Origin of the sequence: Streptosporangium sp. NPDC002524 (assembly GCF_040295985.1) — a bacterium.
Classification (GTDB): Bacteria; Actinomycetota; Actinomycetes; order Streptosporangiales; family Streptosporangiaceae; genus Streptosporangium.
Genome location: NZ_JBEOWK010000026.1, coordinates 17,048 through 36,576, shown reverse-complemented (window position 1 = coordinate 36,576; position 19,529 = coordinate 17,048). Strand labels below are relative to the sequence as shown.

Genomic DNA, 19,529 nt, shown 5'->3' with positions numbered 1-19,529 from the left:
GATCACGGGGATGCTCAACCTTGACGCCGCACGCGCCGCACGCACCGCCGAGCGCGGGCCCGAACCGCTGATGTTCGGCGGAACCATCATCTGCGAACTGCCGCCGGAGCTGCCGGTGGACGTTCTGGAGCCGCTGACGGCGATCAACGTGGATGTCGCGCTGATCTTCCGTACGGCGATCGACGCCTTCAAGTCCCAGGACGAGGACCGGGCGACCATGTCCGTCCTCGACGGGCTCGTCGACGTGCTCGTCATCAACAAGGACCTGCCCGATGAGGTGATGGCCGCGGTGCGGGAGATGGGCCGCCGGCTGCTCGGCGACGCCGGGTATGAGGCGTTCCTGGCCGCTCGCCCGTCCGTGATGGACGTGGCCGAGCTGGTGAAGGGGCTGCTGGGTCTGTACCGGCTGCGCCTGGGGGAATCCCTGTCGTCCTCCGTCACCTCGAGCGGTGGGACGACCTCGACGCCGACTTCTCCCGCTGTTATCCCGGGCGTGATCTCCGAGGCCTCTGGCGACGCCCCGGAGAGCCCGGCTTCCTCGGAGCTCGCCGTTTCCTAGCGCTGGTCGAGCGGCTGCCCGGCGACGCGCTGGTCAACACCACGCCTGAGCAGCAGGCCCGCCCGTGGGACACCAAGGACGAGCTGCTGGCCGAGCTGATCGAAGAGGTCTCGGTGCTGGCCGCCGACCACCGCAGGAAGAAGCCTCGTACGGTGAAGCGGCCGGAATGGGTGCGTGCTCCGTCCGAGGGCAAGACCGGCATGGACCGGGCGTTCTCCGTGCTGGAGGCCTCGACAAGGGTGATCAGCTGAAAGCGGGCCCGGGGACAGCTTGAGAGCTGTCCCCGGGCCCGCTTTTCGTATGGCTCAGATGGGAACGCCCCACCCGTGAAACAGGGGCGGTGGCGGTGCGGCGCCGGCCGGGCCCGGCCAGGTGACGTCGCTCAGGGACAGGTCGTCGAACTGGAACGGGGAGACGCCTGCCAAGTTGCTGACGACGCCGACGCGGAGCCTGCTCGGGTTGACCGCGCCCGCGTTGACGTTGGCGATCGACAGCGTCTGGTCCGGCGTCTCGGAGTCCGAAGACCAGAAGATCCGGCAGCTCATGGCGCCGGTGGTGGACCCGGCGGTGACCGACGTCTCCACGCGGAACCATGAACCCGCGGTGAGGGCGGCGGCGGAGGTGCCGGCGAGCGTCCCGGACCCGTACAGCATGCCGATCGTCCCGGCCGCGTTGACACGGATCGTGCCCATGATGCCGTTGCTGCCGCTGAGGATCCTCAGGACGTTGACGGTGGCGGCCGGGTTCGCGGCGAACCTGTAGTAGGCGCGGGCCCACACGGTGGGACTGGTGGCGGGCAGGCCGGAGGTCCAGGCGACGTAGGCGGAGCCGGATCCGACGCCGGTGGACACCTGGGCGCCCACGCTGCCGTGCGCGGCGTGCGCGGTGGTGTAGATGAGGCTGGCGCCGGCGTCGACGGTGGCGGCGCCGAACGCGTCCCCGCTCGCACCTCCGGAGTTGCCGGTGGTGATCGTGGCGCCGTCCGCCCCGCCTTCGAGGCTGTTGTTCAGCGTCGGCACGTCAGGCCACCGCGAGCTGCACGGTCAGGTCGGAGCCCGGGGTGGAGGATCCCACGGAGACGATGTCCACGGTTACGTAGGAGCCGTCAGGCCACGCCGTCGTGGACATGCCGACGTTCTTGCCTGAGGTGTTCCCCGCGGCCGCGATGGTCGGCCGGTTGGAGGGTGTGCCGTAGATCGACGTTCCGTCCACGCGGATGTCCACCACGATGGACGCCCCGGCGGGGGCGGTGCCCACCGAGGCGCGAGCGTTGACGATCCGAAGGGCCGCCCCGCTGTCGTTGTAGACCCGATGCGTACCAGTCCGCGCGGTGAGGGTGCCCGCCCCGGAGTACAGGGGCACGGCGCGGATCCACGCGGTGCCGTCCGAGTTCAGGTCGGCCGAGAACTTGCGCATCAGCCAACGACCACGATCCGCAGCGCGTCCGCGGCCACCGCCAGGTCCGCGCGCACCTGGACGGTGTCGTTATCCAGTGGCTTCCACGCGATGAGCACGCCCTCGTCGGTCGCCGTCTCCCGGACGCCGACCACGATGTCCTCGGTGCCGAGGCTGTGGGTGATGCTGGTCCACACCCCCGCCGACAGGGCGGGCACGTTCGCGGCGAACTTTCCGGACACGCCGAGGTTGGCGCGGGCCCCGGCGGCGGTGGTGGCGCCGGTGCCGCCCTGGGCGACGGCGGCCAGGCCCACCTTGACGCCCGACCCGTCAACGACGATGGAGGCGTCCCCGGCGTCCACGGCGAAGGAGTTGCCGGTGAGCTGGAGGCCGTCACCGGCGATGTAGGAGGTGCCGCCGGTGGAGTAGACGGTCCACTGCTGGGCCCAGGCGCCCGGCGCGCCGGACGGGGTGGCCTGCTGCAGGAACTGGCTCCCGGCGCTGGTGCCCTCGGCGACGGAGACGATCGTGCCGTCGAGGACCTCACCGGCCGCGTCGGCGTCGGTGGCGCGGGTCGCCGCGACGGACGCGCCGCTCCAGGTGTAGACACCGTTTTGGGTGGTGGTGGTCTGGGCGGTGGCGAGGAAGCGGTCCCCGGAGACCATGGTGACGCCGTCGACGGTCGCGCCGGGGCTCGCGAGGTTGATGTTGGCCAAGGATGCGACGCGGACGGGGTCCTTGACGCCGGCGATGCCCGCACGGGCGTTCGCGACGGCCGCGTCCACGTAGGACTTGATGACGAGGTCGGTGTCGCTGGTGGGGGTGGCGCCGTTCGTCCAGCGCTGCCCGCCCGCGTTGAGCGCCGCGGTGGGGGTGGCGAACTCGTCCAGCCGGTAGGCCTTAACCGTGGTGGCCAGATTGCTGATGGTGCTGGCTACCTGGGTGCCGGTGTGGTTGCCCCTGGCCAGCGGGTCCACCGCCAGCTTCGACAGGTCGATGGCGGCGCCGGCGGCAATCTTGGCGTTGGTGATCGCCGCGTCGGCGACGTCGTCGACGTTGAGCGCGCTGCCGCCCGGCACCTTCCACCGGAGCTTGCCGCTGATGGTGTTGGCCCAGAGCTGGAAGTCCGCCGGGCTGACCGGGTCCCCGGCGACGTGCTCGGGAACGAGCCCCTTGGCGGGAATCCGCAGAAAATCCACCTGAGAGTTGAACTTCACAGTGATCCCCCGAGATCAGTTGAGGCGCAGGACGCCGGAGATGGGAAACCACCACGTCACGCGGACGGTGGTGGCGGTCGGATAGGTGACGTCGCCCTGGACGACGTCGCCGACTGAGTCGAAGCACGTGACACGCGGGTCACGGGCGAGGGTGTGGGTGACCTGCCACACGGTGGAGGCGGTCGCGATGGTGATGTCCTGCTGGTAGGCGCCGCCCTCGGGGCCCGGCGGTCCAGGCGAGCCAGGAGCACCCGGCGAGCCGGGAGTGCCCGGGGTACCGGCAGGTCCGGCCGGGCCCTGGAACCCTCGTACGCCGACCTGAACGATCGTGGGCCGGGTTTGCACGTGGACGATGGGGGCGTTCATGGGCGGGTCACCTGCGGATCGACCAGGACGGTGCCTTTGAACAGGCGGCGGATCTTCGCGGACGGCTCGGTGAGCTCCAAGTCATAGACACCGCGCTGCCAGGTGAAGGTGGCGGTCACCGCGGCGTCGATGAACAGGGTGACCATGCTGGCGGGCCCGTCGATGAGGATCCCGCCGTTGGTGGTGCTCATGTCGTGCAGCAGGGTCGCCGAGTCCGGAGTGGGCCGGATCTGCATGTGGGCGCTGTAGCCGGTCAGGTCGACCGGGCCGCCCTCGTCACTGATACACAGCGGGTCCTCGTAGGTGGCCCCCTGCTCGATGACCAGGTCTCGTATCGCGGCGTTCACAGCGGCGAATGGTGCCAGCTGGGCCGGTTTACGTCCCTGCGGGGACGTTAGCCCGCATTCCCGGCATCCTCCCCCGGATCGGGGGTGGGGCGAGGTATGGATCCGGAAGGTGGCGGGGGGCTCGACGGCGGCCAGATCGACATGGCCGTCGTCGCCGACCTGTCGAAGATCGAGCGGCGAAAACTACAACGGCAAATCGACAAGCGCGTTGAAGGGGTCAGGGCCCGGATCGTCGCGGAGATCGACACCCGGCGCGTCACCGCCGAGGCCGAGGCGGCGGCCGAGCTGGCGGAGAAGGTCGCCGAGGTACGGCTGCGTGCGGCCATCGACGGCGGCTCCCTCAAGCGCGACCTGGCGGGCGTTCTGCGGGGGGTGCAGGCTTCGGCCGGTGACGTGCGGGTCGAGGTCACCCCCGAGGTCGATGCGGGCCGCCTGAGGGCGGAGGTCGACGCGGCGGCCCGCGATGCCAACGCGTCCGTCGACGTTCACGTCGATGCCGACGCCGATTCGGCGCGGGCGGAGATCGCGGCGCTGCAGGCCGAGCTCGCCGCGCTGCGCGAGGAGATCGAACGGCGGCCGGTCACCATCGGCGTCAAGGTCGACCCTGCCGGGTCCCGGACGGCCTTCACCGTCCTGGCCGCCCTGGGCAAGGCCGCCGCCGCGGTGGGCGGGGTCGGGCTGCTGGGTGCGGCCGCCGGGGCGGCGGCGGGCGGATTGATCGCCCTGGCTACCAGCGCGGCCCAGGCGGTCAACATTCTGGGGTTGGTGCCCGGCGCGGCGGTGTTGGCCGCCCAGGGGTTGGGTGCGCTCGTGCTGGGATTCGCCGGTATCGGCGCGGCCGTGGGCGAGCTCGGCCAGGCCCAGAGCGCCGGGGGCGCCTCGGCGAAGGCGTACGCGGCGGCCCAGGAGGCGGCGGCCGACCGGATCAAGGCCGCCCGGCGGGCCATCCGGGACGCGGCCGAGGCCTCGGTCGCGGCTGATGAGGGGGTGATCGCGGCACAGGCCCGCGTCGCGGCGGCGCGCGCCCGGGTGGCCGAGGTCGCCGCGGCGAGTGCCGAGCGGATGCGGGACGCGGCCCGGTCGGTCGAGGTGGCCGAGCGCCGCGTGTCCGATTCCTACCGCGCTGAGCAGCGGGCCCTGGAATCGCTGAACGACGCCCGCAAGGCTGCCAAGGAGCGACTGGAAGATCTCGCGCTGGCCGCGAAGGGTTCGGCGCTGGACGAGGAGTCCGCGCAGCTGGCCATCCGGCGGGCCAAGGAGAACCTCGACAAGACCAAGACCGACCCGTTCGCCTCCGACCTGGACAAGGACGAGGCGGACCTGGCCTACCGCCAAGCCCTGCAGCGCCTGGAGGAGGTCAAGGAGAGAAACGGCGACTTGGCCCAGGAGAAGGCCGACGCGGACGCCAAGGGGGTCGAGGGGTCGGACGAGGTCAAGGCGGCCTTGGAGCGGATCCAGCAGGCACAGCAGGCCAGCCGGGATGCCGAGTACGCCCTCGGTGAGGCACGCGAGGAAGCGGCACGGGCCGCCGTTGAGGCGGCCAAATCGCAGATCGCCGCAGCTCAGGACGTCAAGGAGGCTGAGCGCGGGGTGCTGGCGGCCCGGCGCGACGCCGAGCGGGCCGTTGAGCGGCTGCGCGATGCCGAGATCGAGCTGCGGCGGGCCCAGCGCGATGCGAAGGATGCGGGCAAGCAGCAGGCCGCCGGGGCGGCGAGCGCGACGAAGGAGTACGACAAGCTGACCGCCGCCGGGCAGCGGTTCGCGAAATTTGTTCACGACACGCTGAAGCCGGCCGGTAAAGCGATCAAGGACGCCGTGCAGGAGGCGATGCTGCCCGGCGTGCAGGCCGGGCTGGAGAAGTCCCTCGGCCTGCTCAAGGTCGTCGAGCGCGGCATGGGCAAGACCGGCAAGGCGATCGGCGACGTCTTCAGGAAAGATCTTGGTTCGCTGGTCTCGGACGAACAGTTCAAGATCGACATTTCCAACATCATGGACGGCAACGCCGAGGCGACCGGCCGATTCGGCCGAGGGGCGATCTCGATTCTGTCGGGGGTCCGCAACGTCGTTCGCGTCTCGACGCAGTTCGTCGTGCGGTTCAGCAAGAAGATCGAGGAGGGCGCGCAAACCTTCGAGGACTGGACCGACGCGGCCAGGCGCGACGGCTCCTTGGAGGACTTTTTCGAGCGCGCGTGGTCGGCCGCCTCCAAGGTCTGGCGGATCGTCAAGAACGTCGCCGGCGGGCTGCTCGGCCTCGGCGAAGCCTCCTCCGGGAGCGGTAACACGCTGATGGAGGACCTGGCCCAGGCCGCCGAGCGGTTCAATCGGTGGGCCAACGATCCGGCGGTTCAGGAGCGGCTGCAGAAGTTCTTCGACGACCTGGTGCCGGTCATGCGCCTGGCCGGGCGCCTGCTCCTGGACGTCGCGACGTTCCTGGGCACTCTCACCGAGTCGGTGCTGCAGTCGGGGGAGCTGGAGTGGCTGCTCGGGGTGCTGCGGTCGATCGTGCAGACCCTGACCGGGTGGTCCGATACCCCGGTCATCGGCACGATCCTGCGGTGGCTGCTGATCCTCGGCGCCCTGGCGATGATCGTCGGCGTCTTGGGCAAGCGGTTCAAGTTCATGCGCAAGATGATCATGGCGCTGGTCAAGCCGATCTCGCTGCTGCTCAAGCCGCTGGGGGCGCTCGCCGCCGGGATCGCGAAGATCACCGGGCTGTCGAAGCTGTTGGGCAAGGGCGGCGGAGGCGGGGACGACAGCAAGGAGCAGGACAAGGACAAGAGCAGGAACAGGAGCAAGGGGGGCGGCTCGGGCGGGTCGGGTGATTGCGACTGCTCGAGCGAGAAGAAGACCTCTCGCACGAAGACCAGCGGCGGCGGGTGCGGCTGCGACTGCGAGGGCGGGGGCGGCGGGAAGGGCCGGCCGCGAAGCAGCCAGGGCGGCGGCCAGGGCGGGTCGAGCCCGACCGGCGACGGCGACGACGACCGGCCGCAGCGGCGTAAGCGCGGTCGTAGGGCCGCGCCGAGCTCTGGCGGCGATGACGCGGACGCGGACGCGCCCGAGCGCGGCAAGGGACGGCACCGCAAGACCCCCGCGCCGAAGGCCTCCGCGCCGAGGGCGAGCGCACCGAAGGGCGGCGCAGGCGGCGGTGGCGGCGGCGCGGGCGGCATCATCTCGCGGGTCGTCGGCGCGGCCAAGACCGGCGTGGTCGAGCTCGGGAAGTTCAGCGTGGCGCTGGCCAAGGCCGGCGGGTCGGCCGTGGTGACCGGCCTGTCCAACGCCGGGAAGGCGATCGGCGCGGCGAGCGGGCTGGCGGCCAAGGGGGCGGCCCAGGCCGGCACCTTGGCCCTGTCGTACGGCAAGGTCGCGCTGCAGGCCGGTCTCGCGGCGACCAAGCAGACCGTGATGGCGGTGGCCACGGGCGTGATCCGGGTGGCGACGGTCGCGTGGACGGCCGTGCAGTGGCTGCTCAACGCCGCTCTCAACGCCAACCCCATCTCGCTGATCGTTCTCGCGATCGCCGGGCTGGTGGCGGGGGTGGTCTACGCCTACAACAACGTCGAGTGGTTCCGCAAGGGCGTCGACACCGCGTGGAAGGCCATCAGCGGGGCCTTCACCTGGGCGTGGAACTCGGTGATCAAACCGGCTCTCACCCAGCTGGTGAGTTTCCTGGTCACCCAGCTCGCACCCAAGATCGCGTGGCTGTGGGCGAACGTCGTGAAGCCGACCTGGGACTTCATCTCGAAGGGCATCTCCGAGGCCTGGACGAAGGTCATCCAGCCCGCGCTGCGGGGCTTCATGAACTTCCTGGGCAACGACCTGGCCCCGAAGATCACGTGGCTGTGGCACAACATCATCAAGCCCGCGTGGGACGGCATCGGCAAGATCCTTTCCGACGCCTGGAACAAGATCATTAAGCCGCCATTAACGGACTTCTGGAACTTTATTACCAAAACCCTCCCAAACGGTTTCACCACCGGCGTCGCCGCAGTGGCCAAGATCTGGAAGGGCCTGGAGAAGGTCGCCAAGGACCCGGTCAGCTTCGTTGTTAACACGGTGTACAACAAGGGGCTGCTGCCAGCCTGGAACTGGATCGCCGAAAAGGTCAACCTCCCCCAGCTCAAGCCCATCACCGGGTTCGCCCGCGGCGGCATCGTCGGCCCTGGCAACTACGGGGTGCTGCCCGGCTACTCCCCCGGCCGCGACTCGATGCTCGCGGCCGTCTCCCCGGGCGAGGCGTGGCTACGGCCGGAGGCGGCCCGCTGGCTCGGCCGAGGCTGGATCGACGGCGTGAACTCCGCCGCCCGCCGGGGCGGCCTGCCCGCCTTCGCCAAGGGCGGCGTCGTCGCGGGCACCGTTCCAGGCGGCGGCAGCACGACCGCCAAGGGCCAGGCCGGAGGCAAGCCCGCCAGCTCTTCTTGGACCGACCTGCTCAAGCAGGGCGCCACCGCCTTCATCTCCAAGGTGCTGGGCCCGCTGAAGGCGAAAGCGGTGGCCGGGGCCGGCACCGGCAGCCTGTGGCGCCAAGCGGTCGGCCGCCTGCCCGGAGTGCTGATCGACGGCGTCATCCGATGGTTTGGCGCCGGCAACGGCCAGCTGCCGCCGGAGAAGAAGGAGAAGGAGGTCAAACGCGACCGCGGCGGGCCGCTGCCGCCCGGCCGCACGGTCGTCCGCAACGCCACCGGCCGCGACGAGTGGGTGCTCACCCCGGACGCGGTCGCCGCCCTCGGCGGGCCGCGCGCCGTGCAGGCCCTCAACGACCACGGCGCCGCAGGCCTGTACCGGGGGGCGCGGAGCTCGGCGCGGGCAACCGCGCGACCGAGCGACAACGGCCGCGACTCCAAGCGCGACTCCAAGACGGTGACGCTGATCGTGAACCCGCAGCCCGGCCAGGACGAGCACCAGATCGGCGACTCGGCCGGGCGCCGCCTCGCCGACCTGGTGCGGTGACGGGGCCCTCATGACAAACCGGATAGCGGCGACCTACAGCGGCTCCTCCATCTCGCAGCCCGATCACACGATCACCTTCACCCCGGCGACCCCGGGCAGCCGGCTGATCCTGCTCGTGTCCTCCTACAACGGCGCGACCCCGCCCGCCGGGTGGGTGCAAGACCACGTCGCGGGCGGATGGAACAACTGCTACGCCTTCTCCCGGATCGCTGACGGGACCGAGACGTCGGTCACCGTGACGGTCTCCTCCGACACTCGGGTGCACGCGGTCCTGCACGAGCGCGACGACTGCGCCGCACCCCAGTTCACCGGGGTGGGGACGTCAGCGACTTCCCCGGTGTCGGCTGCGGTCACCGTACCGGCGGGGCTGGGAGCCGGGCGGGTCTTCGTCGTGCTCAACTCCCCCAACGGGAGCCTGGGATCACTCACCTACAACCAGGGGCAGACCGAGCACTACAGCGAGCAGGAGGGCGGTTCCAACTCCTACTTCGCGACCGGGGCGCTACCGGCGGCGGGCTCGCGCACCTACACGGTGTCGGGGTCGGCTCTGACCGGGGCGCAAAGCAACGTGCTCCTGGTGGCCGCGTACGGCACCACGGACGTGGTCGCGCCGTCCACGCCGGGCAACCTGCGGACCACGTCGGTCACCGGGGCGGCGGTGGCGCTCGCGTGGGACCCGGCGACCGACGACACGGCCGTCACCGGGTACGGCATCTACCTGGACGGCATCAAGCAGGGCACCGACCAGCCGGGCCTGACCCGCACCCTGTCGGGGCTGACGTCCGGGCAGTGGTACCTGATCGAGGTCGACGCCCGCGACGCCGTGGGCAACCGCTCGGCGCGCACGTCCATCAACGTGCTGGCGGTCACCGACACAACGCCGCCCACCAGCCCGGGAAACCTGCGGCTGGTGGAGGTGGCGCACACCTCGGCGACGCTGGCATGGGACGGCGCGAGCGACGACATCGCCTTGGCCGGATACGGCTTCTACCTGGATGGGGCCAAGGCGGGCGGCGACCAGACGGCGCTGGAGCGGACCCTGACCGGCCTGGCCCGAGGGTCGACGCACACCGTAGGCGTCGACGCGGTCGACACCGCCGGGCACCGCTCGCCCGTCGTGGAGCTGGAGTTCAGCACGCTCGCCGACACGCTACCGTCCGAGCCGCCCAACCTGACGGCCACGGCCGGGCAACACGACATCACCCTGGCGTGGGGCGCCTCCACCGATGACCTGGGCATCGCCCGCTATGAGGTGCTGCTGGACGAGGAAGTGATCACCGCCACGAGCGCGCTCACGCTCGGGCACGTGATCGAGGAGCTGGAGCCGGGCACCACCTACGAGATCGCCGTCCAGGCGGTCGACGACGGCGGCGGCCGCGGCCCGGCCTCGGTACTGCAGGTCTCCACCGAGACGGCACCGTGGACGCCGATCCAGTCGCCGCTCTACCGGCTGGGCGCCTCCTGGGTCGGCAACGCCCGCGACGCGCACGGCGTCGAGTGGATCGTCACCGACGAACAGGGCTGGTCCTCCACACCGGAGACGATCCCGCTGGAGGCCGACCTGGACGCCGGCGACGGCGGCTTCTCCGGGCCCGGCACGTACGGGCAGCGGATCATCGTGCTGCAGGGGACGGCGATCGCCCCGTCGCGGGTGGCGATGCTCGCGGCCCAGGAACGCCTGACGGGGGTGTTGCATCCGCGGGAGGCGGCGACGCTGCGGGTGGTGGAGGCGCACCTGACCCGCCAGGCCCGGGTGCGGCTGACCGACCAGGTGGAGATCACCGACCGCACCTCGATGGTCTTCGAGTGGGTGCTGACGGTCTCGGCGGGTGACCCGCGCCGAAAAGCGGTGCGGGGCATCTACCGGGAGGTGTCGGTGCCGTCACTGCCGGGCGGCGCCTCGACGGTGATCGAGATGTCCGGCGACTACCCGAGCATCCCGGCCCGGCTGCGCGTGTGGGGGCCGATCAAGAACTTCGCGATCACTCACCAGGAGTCGGGCCTGGTGATCCGATCGAAGGCCGGCACGGTGCTGCCGGCCGATGCCCGCTACAGCGTGGAGATCGACCTGGCCACCCGGCTGGTGCTGGCGTACGTGCCGCCGGAGGTATGGCCGGAGCCGCGGCCGGGCCGCACGCTGCTCGCCGCGCTGCCCGCCCGCTTCGCCCTGCAGCCGGGGCCCAACACGCTCACCCTGTCCGGCGAGGTCGCGCCAGGACAAGTCGGCAGCCCGCGCATGGTCGTCGAGGCCACCGACTCCTGGGTGTGAGGCCGCCAGGACGTTAACCGCCCCAATCGGCAGGATGCCGCCCCGGGGCGGGGGCCCCGGGGCGGGGGCATCGGGGATGAATCGGATCGCGGCGACCTACAGCGGTGGCTTATCGACGACGAATCATGTGGTGACGTTCACCGCGCCCGCCCCAGGAGCGCGGCTGATCGTGGCCGTGTCCTCGTGGCACTTGGTCAACACGCCCACGGGCTACACCCAAGACGTCATGGCGAGCGGATACAACGCCGTCTACGTGTTCTCCAAGCTCGCCACGGGGGCGGAGACATCGGTCACGATCAACACGAACAACAGCGATGAGCGGCTGCACGCGGTGGTGTACGAGCGTGACGACTGCCAGACCATGCTGTTCAACGGGTCGGGCATATCGACGACGAGCGCGGCGGCGACGGGCAACCTGACGGTGCCGGCCGCGACGGGCTGGGTCGTTGGCGTTGTCAACTCTCCCGGCGGGTCGGCCGCCTCCACTACCTGGAATCAGGGCTTGACCCGGCACTTCTCCCCGACCGGGACCAGCAGCAACTCGGGGTTCGCCCAGGGTGCGCTTCCGGCTGCGGGATCTCGCTCCTACAACGTCTCCGGGTTGACCGCGTCGTCGAACAACTCGGTGTTGGCTGTGGTCGGGTACGGCTCGACCGACACGACCGCGCCGACCGTCCCGGGCGGCCTGCACACCACCGCGGTGACGGGCACGCAGATCAACGTCGCGTGGACCGCCTCGACGGACGCGATCGGCGTCACCGGGTACGGCATCTACAAGGACGGCGTCAAGCAGGGCGGCGACCAGGTCGGGCTGAGCTACTCCTTCGCCGGGTTGACGGTCGGCACCTCCTACACGCTGGAGGTCGACGCCCGAGATGCTGCGGGGAACCGGTCGCCGAAGGCCTCGCTGGTCGTCTCGACCGACGCGACGCCGCCGACCGTACCGGGCAACTTACGCACCACGGCGATCGCCCACACCTCGATCGCGGTGGCGTGGGACGCCTCCACCGACGCGCTGACCGGGGTGGCCGGGTACGGCATCTACCTCGACACCTTCAAACAGGGCGGCGACGTGGCGGTCCTGGCGGCGACGCTGCCGGGCCTGGTGCCGGGACAGACGTACACCATCGAGGTCGACGCCAAGGACGGCGCCGGCAACCGCTCGCCCAAGGCGCAGCTGGTCGTGCAGGCCACCCCGGACACGGTCGCCCCCACGGCCCCGACCGATGTGACCGCCGACGACGTCACCCCCTACAGCTTCACCGCCTCCTGGGGTGCCTCCAGCGATGACGTGGCCGTCGCGCTGTACGGCGTCTACGTCGACGGGGACAAGATCGCTGATACGCCGCTGCTGTGGTACCCGCTGGAGGAACTGACACCGGCGACCGAATACCTGGTGCAGATCGACGCGGTGGACAGCAGTTCCAACCGCTCGGCCAAGGCCTCGCTGACCATCGAAACGCCGCCGGACGTGCCGCCGCAGGCGCCGACCGACCTGCACGCCACCGCCGTGACGTACACGAGCATCAGCGTGGCCTGGAACCCCGCCGTCGACGACGTCATGGTGACGGGCTACGACGTGATGTTCGACGACGAATCGGTGGCCACCGACCAGGCCGCCCTGACCTCGTCGTTTCCGGGGCTGGTGGAGAACACCTCGCACACGGTGCGGGTCTGGACGGTCGACTCGATCGGGCAGCGCTCCACCCTTCCGGCGGAGCTGACGCTCTCGACCCTGAACGACACGCCGCCCACCCCGCCGCAGTTCACCACCTCCGCGGGCGAGGAGACGATCACGGTGGCGTGGGAGCCCTCCGGCGACGACTTCTCCGTGACCCACTACGACGTGCGGGTGGACGGGGAGACGGTGTGGTCGACCCCGGGCACCGACTACACGGTGGACGGGCCCGTCGTACGGCGGCGCACCGTGACCACGCTGGCGCCCGGCACCCCCTACGACGTCCGGGTCGTCGCGGTGGACACCATCGGCCAGGAGTCGGCCGACAACACCGCCGAGGTGGTGACCACCCCGACGCCGTTCTTCCCGCTGGACTCGCCGATCTACCGGCTGGGCGCCTGGACCGGCAACGCCCGCGACGCGCACGGCGTCGACTGGATCGTCGAAGACGAGAAAGGCTGGTCCTCCACCCCGCCGGTGTCGCCGGTGGCGGCGCCCCTGGGCGGGGTCGACGGCGCGCATCCGGGGGCGGGCCGCTACGGCAAACGCGTCATCACCTTGGAGGGGGTGGCGATCGCCACGAGCCGGGCCGGGATGCTCGCGGCCAAGCAGCGCCTGGCCGCCGTCCTGCACCCGCGCCAGCTCGCCACCTTCCGGGTGGAGGACGCCCGCTACACCCGCCAGGCGCGGGTCCGCCTGGTGGGCCAGATCGGCATCGTCGACCAGGGCGACCGGGCGTTCTCCTGGACGCTCACCCTGTCGGCGGCCGACCCGCGCAGGTATGCCACCACACCGACCACCGCGGCGGCCGTCATCGCGTCGCTGCCCGGCGAGACGACGCTGACCCTCACCATGGCCGGGAACTACCCGGCGATCCCGGCGAGGATCCGCCTGTACGGCCCCGTCAAGGACTTCTCCCTCGCCCACGAGGAGTCCGGGACGCTGATGCGGGCCATGCCCGGCACGATCTTGCAGGCCAACCCCGGCTACAGCCTCGGCCTGGACCTGGCCACCCGGATGGTGTGGGCGTACGTGCCGCCGGAGATCTGGCCAGATCCCCGGCCCGGCCGCGCCGCGCTGGCCCATCTGCCAGCGTGGTTCATGCTCCTGCCCGGACAGAACACCCTCACCCTGTCGGGGGACCCGGTGCCCGGTCAGCCGGGCACGCCGCGCATCGCGATCGAGGCCTACGACGCCTGGGTGTGACCCGCCGCCGACCGGCCCTCTGAGACGTTAACCGGGCGATTCGCCATGATCCGGCTGCTTTGACGGGAGCCGGGGGGCCGAATCATGGGCAGCATTCGACAGGAGAGGACCTACACCGCGGGGTCGGTGTCGGGGGGGCACACGATCAGCTTCAACGCGGTCCTGCCGGGCAGCCGGATCGTGATCTTTGTCCACTCCTACGCCGGCGTCTCCGGCACCTCGAGCGGCTACACCCAGCACGAGCACAGCGCCCACACGCTGGGCATCCGCCTGTACTCGCGGTTGTCGTTCGGCGGTGAGACCACCTTCGGAGTCGGAACAGCCGACCCCACCGACCGGATCTTCATCCGGATGTATGAGCTGCTGGACGCCCCCGAGTACTACGGGTCGGCCTCCGGGACGACGACCGGTTCGGCGTTCTTGTCGGTGGGCGGTCTGCCGCCGGGCAGCGTCGCGCTGCTGGGCGTCAGCCAGTACGTCAACGGCTCCGACAACGCCGGCTTCTCGTGGCCGGGCGGGTTCTCCGGCGGCAGCGTCACGTTCAAGAACTGGGTTGACGGCGGGTTGGCCAAGCAGGTGTTCGCCAACACCGCGTCCAACACCTCGGTGTCGGGGTCGGTGAGCGTCTCTCAACGCCTGATCAGCATGAACAGCAAGGAGTACGCGTGGGCCGGCGGCGTCTGGGGCGGCGTCCTGGACGAGACGCCGCCGTCCGCGCCCACTGACTTGCGCCTGACGGGGATGACGCCGACGTCGGTGACGGTGGCCTGGGATCCCGCCTACGACGCCTCGGGCATCGCCGGGTACGGCGTCTACCTCAACGACATCAAGCTGGGCGAGATCAGCGGCCTGACCCGCACGTTCGGCAGCCTCACCTCCGGGGTGACGTACAACGTCTCCGTCGACGCCGTCGACGGCAACGGCAACCGGTCGGAGAAGACCGAGCTGACGGTCACGCCCATTGATGACACCACACCTCCGGCCACGCCGGTGGTGCGGGTGACCGACCTGGGCCCGGGGCGAATCACGGTGGCGTGGGACAAGCCGTACGACCAGACGGCCGTGGTCGCGTACGGCATCTACCTCAACGGGGTGAAGCAGGGCGCCGACCAGACGGCTCAGACGAAGACGTGGACGACCCTCACGCCGGGCGCGGTCTACACGGTAAGCGTCGATGCCCTGGACCTGCTCGGCAACCGCTCCCTCAAGGGGACCAAGACGGTCAAGGCCCAGACCGACACCACGGCGCCGACCGCGCCGGGAGCCCTGTCGCTGGTGACCGCCTCCAAGACGTCGGTGACGCTCACCTGGACCGCGAGCACCGACGACAACGTCGGCGTCACCGGCTACGGCCTCTACCTCGGCTCTCTGCAGGTCGCCGAAATTCCCTCGAGGGTTTTCACGTACACGGGCTTGACGCCCGGGGTGACGTACAACCTCGGCGTCGACTCGGCCGACGAGCTCGGCAACCGCTCGACCCGCCAGATGATCCAGGCCACCACCCTGGAAGACCTCTCCGGCGCCGCACCACCGTATGAGTACGTCCTGTACGACTGGGCTTCCCACCTGCCGCTGGACAGCTTGCCGCTGCAGAACGTGTCTTTTGAGATCACGCTGGAGGGCGGCGGCCAGCTCACCGCCGACATCCCGCTGTACGACGCGGCCTACACGGTCGGCCGGATCGCGGCCGCCACCCGCCCCGAGCGCACCATGCTGCTGGTCTACCGCGGGGAGCGCCTGGTCTGGGGCGGACGGCTCATCGACCCCCAGGACTACGACAGCGAAACCGGGGTGCTGCGCGTCACCGCCGAGGAGGTCATCGGCATCTACGCCCGCAGGTTCATCTCCTACACCGGGCCCCGGCCGGCGACGCTCGCGCACACCGAGGTGACGTGGCTGCTGGAGCACTCCTCCTCAGAGGCCGACCGGCGGTGGCTGACCTCCTCCGGCGTGGCCGGCACCATCCCCGTGGACCGCGAATACCGCAGCGAGGACTTCACCCGGATCCTCGACACCGTCGCCGAGACCGCGGCCGCGCCGGGCGGATTCCTGTGGTGGATCAAACCCGCGTGGGACAACGTCGCCGACCGGCCCCGCTTCGAGCTGCGCCGCGTGGATCGCGACACCCCGCCCGACACCGGGCTGACGCTGGAATTTCCCGGCAACGTCCGCCAATATCAGCGCAGCACGCGGCGCGGCCTGGCGACGAAAACGTGGGGGCAGCTGCGCCGGCCGGACGGCGGCGTGATGCTCTCATCGGTCACCCGCACCGACCTGCACGCGGACGGGTGGCCGTTGTGTGAGGACGCCTGGCAGTTCGACAACCTCACCTCGCAGGCGGCATTGACCGCCGAAACGCAGCGGGCCAGCGCCGCGAGCGCCGGCCCCAAGCAGCTGTTCGACTTCACCCTCGCCATCTCCCCGGACGTGCGCTGGTGGGAATGGGAACTCGGCGGCCACGCCCAGGTGGTCATCACCGACCACCTGTACCCGGCGCTGCCGGACGGCACCGCGGGCCTGGACCGGGCGATGAAGATCGTGGCGCTGCGGGTGGAGCCCGACAGCGACGAGGGCGAGCTGGTCACGGTGACGACCGGCGAGCACACCGTGGCCGTGGACTAGGAGGACGAGGTGGCGAAGAACAACGCGGGTGATCTGAGCAGGGCGCACCTGGCGACGCTCGTACGGGATCTGCAGGCCCGGGTGAAGTCGCTGGAGCTGCAGATCGGCGTGCGAGCGGTCACGTTCGTCACGGACACCACCAGCGCGTCCGGGACGACGTACGCGCGGATGGCGTGGTCCAGTCTGCCGCGCTCGGGCAGCACGCTGACGGTGGACGTGTCGGTGACCCTGTCGGGCGCCTCCTGCGATGTGCAGCTGCGCGCGGACGGGACACAGATCGGCGTGGCCACCGTCACCACCTCGGGCACGGTGACACTGACCGGCTTCCTGCCGCCGGCGTGGGAGTTCGGATCGAGGAAAGTCGTGGACGTGCAGGCGCGGGTGCCGTCCGGATCGGCCACCGTTGCCCTGGTCGGCGCTTGGCACCGGTGATCTTCGGTGGTGTGGAAAGGCTGTGCAGTGCGGCGGCCTTTACGTCGTAGATTCGGGGAGCTGCGTGGACGTTAGCGCTCCGACCGGCCACGATGCGCCCCTGATATGGCCGTGTAGGACGTGGGGGGCGGGATGGCCGAGCAGGAGCAGCCGGTGGGGTTGGCGGTGCAGATCGCCGAGGTCCGGCGGATCCTTGAGGTGGGGTTGACCGATCTTCGTGGGCAGCTGGCGTTGGTGCTGCAGCGTGCCGAGCATGGGGAGCGCCGCCACGAAGAGCTCGTCAAGGTGGTCGCCGACATGCGGGGCACGTTCAACGAGCGGCTGGACGAGTTGGAGAAGCGGGTCCAGGGTGGGGAGTTGGAGCGGGCGAAGGTGGCCGGGGTGGTCGAGTGGTCCAAGAGGAAGGCGACGGGGATTTCTCTGGGGATCGGCGCGGCGGGCCTGGTGCTGGGGTTCGTGATGAAGCTGCTAGGTGTCGGGGCGTGAGCTGGGCGGCGCGACGTTAACCCGCCTGGTCGGCATCATGCGCCTCCGGTAGTCCGAACATCTGGAGGGGACCTTGATGGTTCACCGCATTCCTGGCATTCCGGAGGCGTGGCTGCGGGCCGCGCGCTCCCTTCTGCAGAACGTCCTGAGCGTCGCGGTTACCGCCGGTGGCGCGGCCGTCGTGACCGCGGGCCCGGCCGCGGACCCGGGCACGTTCGCCATGGTCGGCGGCCAGGCCGCGCTGGCGGCGGTGCTGGCGTACGTGCACAACCAGGTCAAGCCCGCCGGTTCGGGTGTCGTGGGCGAGGTGCGCCTGAGGGCGGGCCGGACCCTGGCGCAGAACCTGGTGGCGGGTGCGGTCTTCGCGGCCGGCGGCGCGGTCGCGGGCGGCGGTGACCTGAAGACCATGGGGTTCCTGGCTGTTCAGGCGGCGCTGGCGGCGGTGATCTCGGGTCTGTACAACCTGGCCCGGCCGCTGTCGACGGCGGGCGCCGGCGCGAGCGGCGGTTCCGGTTCGGCCTGAGTGCCGCTTATGATGGCCGCACACTCCTGAGCTTCTTCCTGGGGCGACGGGTGAGTGCGCGGATCGCCTTGGTAGAGGGATCGCAGGTGTGTTCCTTCGGGAGCAGCCCCCCTCGATAATCTGAGGTATCCGCGCACACCAGACGGTGAAACGACGAAGGGCCCTCCCGAGGTTCGGGAGGGCCCTTCGTCGTTGTGCAGTCGGTCAGACGGTGGCCGGGGCCTTGGGCGCGACGATGTGCTTGCCGACGAGCGCCAGGAGGAGGGCCTCGGGCACCTCGGTGGCGTCGTCGAAGGGGATGGTCACGCTGGCTCCGCAGGGGGCGCCGTTGTCGTGCAGGTCCAGGGAGACCGCGCCGTCTCCGGCGGGGGTGATGACGACGCTCATGGTGGTGTCGATGGTGACGGTGTCCTTGACGCCCCACCCCGCGGCCTTGCCGATGGCGCGGCGCAGGTGGTGTGTCTGGGGGGCGTCGAGCGCCAAACCCCAGTCGCCGAGCTCGACGAAGATTCCGTCGCTGTCGGGGTGCACCTGGAGGGCGCCGTCGCCGCCGAAGTCCCGGGTGAGGTCGTCATCGGTCGGGGTGAGGCTGTCCGTGATGCGCAAGACCTTGATGTCGGCGACGGCGCCCTGCGGGGTGTTGCGGAGAGGGGCGAAGGTCATGGCGTGGGCGGCGTCGTAGCCGAGGAAGGCGAAGGCCGCGCCCATGAAGGGGCGGAGGTCGGCGTTGCCGCCGGGGAAGGTGACCTTGAGGTAGGGGTGGCCGTCGCTGGTGCGGGCGTCGTCGTGGACGATGACCTTGCCGATGAGGTCGGCTCGGTCGAGCATCAGGGCGATCTGCGTGAGCGTGATCGTGTAGGTCGTCATGGCTGGCTCCTGGGGGCGTTACCGAAGGACCGCTCCCTCCGGTAACACCTAAAATAGCCTATCAGCCTTACGGAGTTCAACACCTGTGGGCGCCTGGGGGGTTACAGGCGTGCGGTGACGGGCTGCGGGTTGGGGACGACTTCGCGGGGGTCGGCGTGGCGGGCGGCCCAGGCGTCGAGCTGGCGGGCGGTCGCGCGGGGGTCGTGGGCGCAGACGTCGTGTACCTCGGCGGGGCAGCTCGCGTGCAGCTCCTCCCAAACGGCCTGCGGGGCGTCGGCGAGGTGGGCCCAATCCAGGTGCCGGAAGGCGAAGTAGGCGGATTCGCCGTCGTGGCCGGTTTCGAGGGCGGCGGCGATCTCGCCCCAGGTGGCGCCGCGCAGGAGATCCGCGGTGATGGCGCGCTGGAGCGCCTCGTTGATGCCTCTGCGGGCGGCGCTGACAGCGCGGGTGAGATCGGCCGGGCCGCGCCGGCGGTCGTCGGTGGTGGAGATGCACGACAGGAGCCGGTCCACCACTCCCACGGCGAGGGCATGGCTGGTGCCGATCCGGGCGGCCTGGGCGCCGGTGAGCTGTCCGGGACCTAAGTCGTACTGCGGGTCGTTGGGGCTCGACATT

16 protein-coding genes are annotated in these 19,529 nt (G+C 70.7%); 9 read left to right on the top strand and 7 right to left on the bottom strand.

All coding sequences use genetic code 11. From position 1 onward, the window contains the following. Positions 1–10 precede the first annotated feature (10 nt). Complete coding sequence (locus ABT053_RS34130; protein ID WP_350974804.1) at positions 11–559, top strand: hypothetical protein; 549 nt, start codon at positions 11–13, stop codon at positions 557–559. A gap of 113 nt (positions 560–672) precedes the next feature. Further along, complete coding sequence (locus ABT053_RS34125) at positions 673–810, top strand: hypothetical protein (RefSeq protein ID WP_350974802.1); 138 nt, start codon at positions 673–675, stop codon at positions 808–810. A 54-nt stretch (positions 811–864) separates the two neighbouring features. Here the strand turns inward: ABT053_RS34125 and ABT053_RS34120 are convergent, their stop codons facing one another. The 5 genes from ABT053_RS34120 to ABT053_RS34100 are packed head-to-tail and all read right to left on the bottom strand — an operon-like array spanning position 865 to position 3,884. Further along, complete coding sequence (locus ABT053_RS34120) at positions 865–1,578, bottom strand: hypothetical protein (RefSeq protein ID WP_350974801.1); 714 nt, start codon at positions 1,576–1,578, stop codon at positions 865–867. A gap of 1 nt (position 1,579) precedes the next feature. Beyond that, a complete protein-coding gene (locus ABT053_RS34115) occupies positions 1,580–1,975 on the bottom strand; it encodes a hypothetical protein (RefSeq protein ID WP_350974799.1) in 396 nt (131 codons plus the stop codon). Next, the gene (locus tag ABT053_RS34110; RefSeq protein WP_350974797.1) at positions 1,975–3,171 is read right to left on the bottom strand and encodes a hypothetical protein; all 1,197 of its coding nucleotides are present in this window, start codon (positions 3,169–3,171) and stop codon (positions 1,975–1,977) included. Before ABT053_RS34110 ends, ABT053_RS34115 begins: the two co-directional genes overlap by 1 nt. A gap of 15 nt (positions 3,172–3,186) precedes the next feature. Continuing rightward, positions 3,187–3,537, bottom strand: coding sequence for a hypothetical protein (locus tag ABT053_RS34105; protein ID WP_350974796.1), 351 nt, complete (start codon positions 3,535–3,537; stop codon positions 3,187–3,189). Beyond that, positions 3,534–3,884: a hypothetical protein gene (locus tag ABT053_RS34100; RefSeq protein ID WP_350974794.1), complete on the bottom strand. Its 351-nt coding sequence runs from the start codon at positions 3,882–3,884 to the stop codon at positions 3,534–3,536. The genes ABT053_RS34105 and ABT053_RS34100 overlap by 4 nt, the downstream gene beginning before the upstream one ends. 96 nt (positions 3,885–3,980) lie before the next feature. Here ABT053_RS34100 and ABT053_RS34095 point away from each other — a divergent pair, with 96 nt between their 5' ends. The 7 genes from ABT053_RS34095 to ABT053_RS34065 all read left to right on the top strand — a co-directional run bounded on the left by ABT053_RS34095 (position 3,981) and on the right by ABT053_RS34065 (position 18,047). Further along, complete coding sequence (locus tag ABT053_RS34095) at positions 3,981–8,831, top strand: phage tail protein (RefSeq protein ID WP_350974792.1); 4,851 nt, start codon at positions 3,981–3,983, stop codon at positions 8,829–8,831. Positions 8,832–8,841: 10 nt separating this feature from the next. Beyond that, entirely contained in the window at positions 8,842–11,100 is a 2,259-nt protein-coding gene (locus ABT053_RS34090; protein ID WP_350974790.1) for a fibronectin type III domain-containing protein, read from the top strand. A 130-nt stretch (positions 11,101–11,230) separates the two neighbouring features. After that, a complete protein-coding gene (locus tag ABT053_RS34085; protein WP_350974788.1) occupies positions 11,231–13,984 on the top strand; it encodes a fibronectin type III domain-containing protein in 2,754 nt (917 codons plus the stop codon). An 84-nt stretch (positions 13,985–14,068) separates the two neighbouring features. Beyond that, positions 14,069–16,606 carry a fibronectin type III domain-containing protein gene (locus ABT053_RS34080; protein ID WP_350974786.1) on the top strand — a complete coding sequence of 846 codons (2,538 nt, stop codon included), beginning with the start codon at positions 14,069–14,071 and terminating at the stop codon, positions 16,604–16,606. Between the two features lie 9 nt (positions 16,607–16,615). Then, on the top strand, positions 16,616–17,038 hold the full coding sequence (locus ABT053_RS34075) for a hypothetical protein (protein WP_350974784.1): 423 nt from the start codon (positions 16,616–16,618) through the stop codon (positions 17,036–17,038). Between the two features lie 120 nt (positions 17,039–17,158). Continuing rightward, the gene (locus ABT053_RS34070) at positions 17,159–17,524 is read left to right on the top strand and encodes a hypothetical protein (protein WP_350974781.1); all 366 of its coding nucleotides are present in this window, start codon (positions 17,159–17,161) and stop codon (positions 17,522–17,524) included. Positions 17,525–17,600: 76 nt separating this feature from the next. After that, complete coding sequence (locus ABT053_RS34065; protein WP_350974780.1) at positions 17,601–18,047, top strand: hypothetical protein; 447 nt, start codon at positions 17,601–17,603, stop codon at positions 18,045–18,047. 204 nt (positions 18,048–18,251) lie between these two features. On the opposite strand, the gene ABT053_RS34060 is transcribed toward ABT053_RS34065, so the two are convergent. Beyond that, entirely contained in the window at positions 18,252–18,914 is a 663-nt protein-coding gene (locus ABT053_RS34060) for a hypothetical protein (RefSeq protein WP_350974778.1), read from the bottom strand. Positions 18,915–19,015: 101 nt separating this feature from the next. Further along, entirely contained in the window at positions 19,016–19,528 is a 513-nt protein-coding gene (locus tag ABT053_RS34055) for a hypothetical protein (RefSeq protein WP_350974775.1), read from the bottom strand. Position 19,529 lies beyond the last annotated feature (1 nt).

Excerpts from the sequence above, each read along its gene's own strand:
- ABT053_RS34130 (WP_350974804.1), top strand. The coding sequence starts at position 11 with ATGCTCAACCTTGACGCCGCACGCGCCGCACGCACCGCCGAGCGCGGG.
- ABT053_RS34115 (WP_350974799.1), bottom strand. The coding sequence starts at position 1,975 with ATGCGCAAGTTCTCGGCCGACCTGAACTCGGACGGCACCGCGTGGATC.
- ABT053_RS34105 (WP_350974796.1), bottom strand. The coding sequence starts at position 3,537 with ATGAACGCCCCCATCGTCCACGTGCAAACCCGGCCCACGATCGTTCAG.
- ABT053_RS34095 (WP_350974792.1), top strand. The coding sequence starts at position 3,981 with ATGGATCCGGAAGGTGGCGGGGGGCTCGACGGCGGCCAGATCGACATG.
- ABT053_RS34090 (WP_350974790.1), top strand. The coding sequence starts at position 8,842 with ATGACAAACCGGATAGCGGCGACCTACAGCGGCTCCTCCATCTCGCAG.
- ABT053_RS34080 (WP_350974786.1), top strand. The coding sequence starts at position 14,069 with ATGGGCAGCATTCGACAGGAGAGGACCTACACCGCGGGGTCGGTGTCG.
- ABT053_RS34065 (WP_350974780.1), top strand. The coding sequence starts at position 17,601 with ATGGTTCACCGCATTCCTGGCATTCCGGAGGCGTGGCTGCGGGCCGCG.
- ABT053_RS34060 (WP_350974778.1), bottom strand. The coding sequence starts at position 18,914 with ATGACGACCTACACGATCACGCTCACGCAGATCGCCCTGATGCTCGAC.
- ABT053_RS34055 (WP_350974775.1), bottom strand. The coding sequence starts at position 19,528 with ATGTCGAGCCCCAACGACCCGCAGTACGACTTAGGTCCCGGACAGCTC.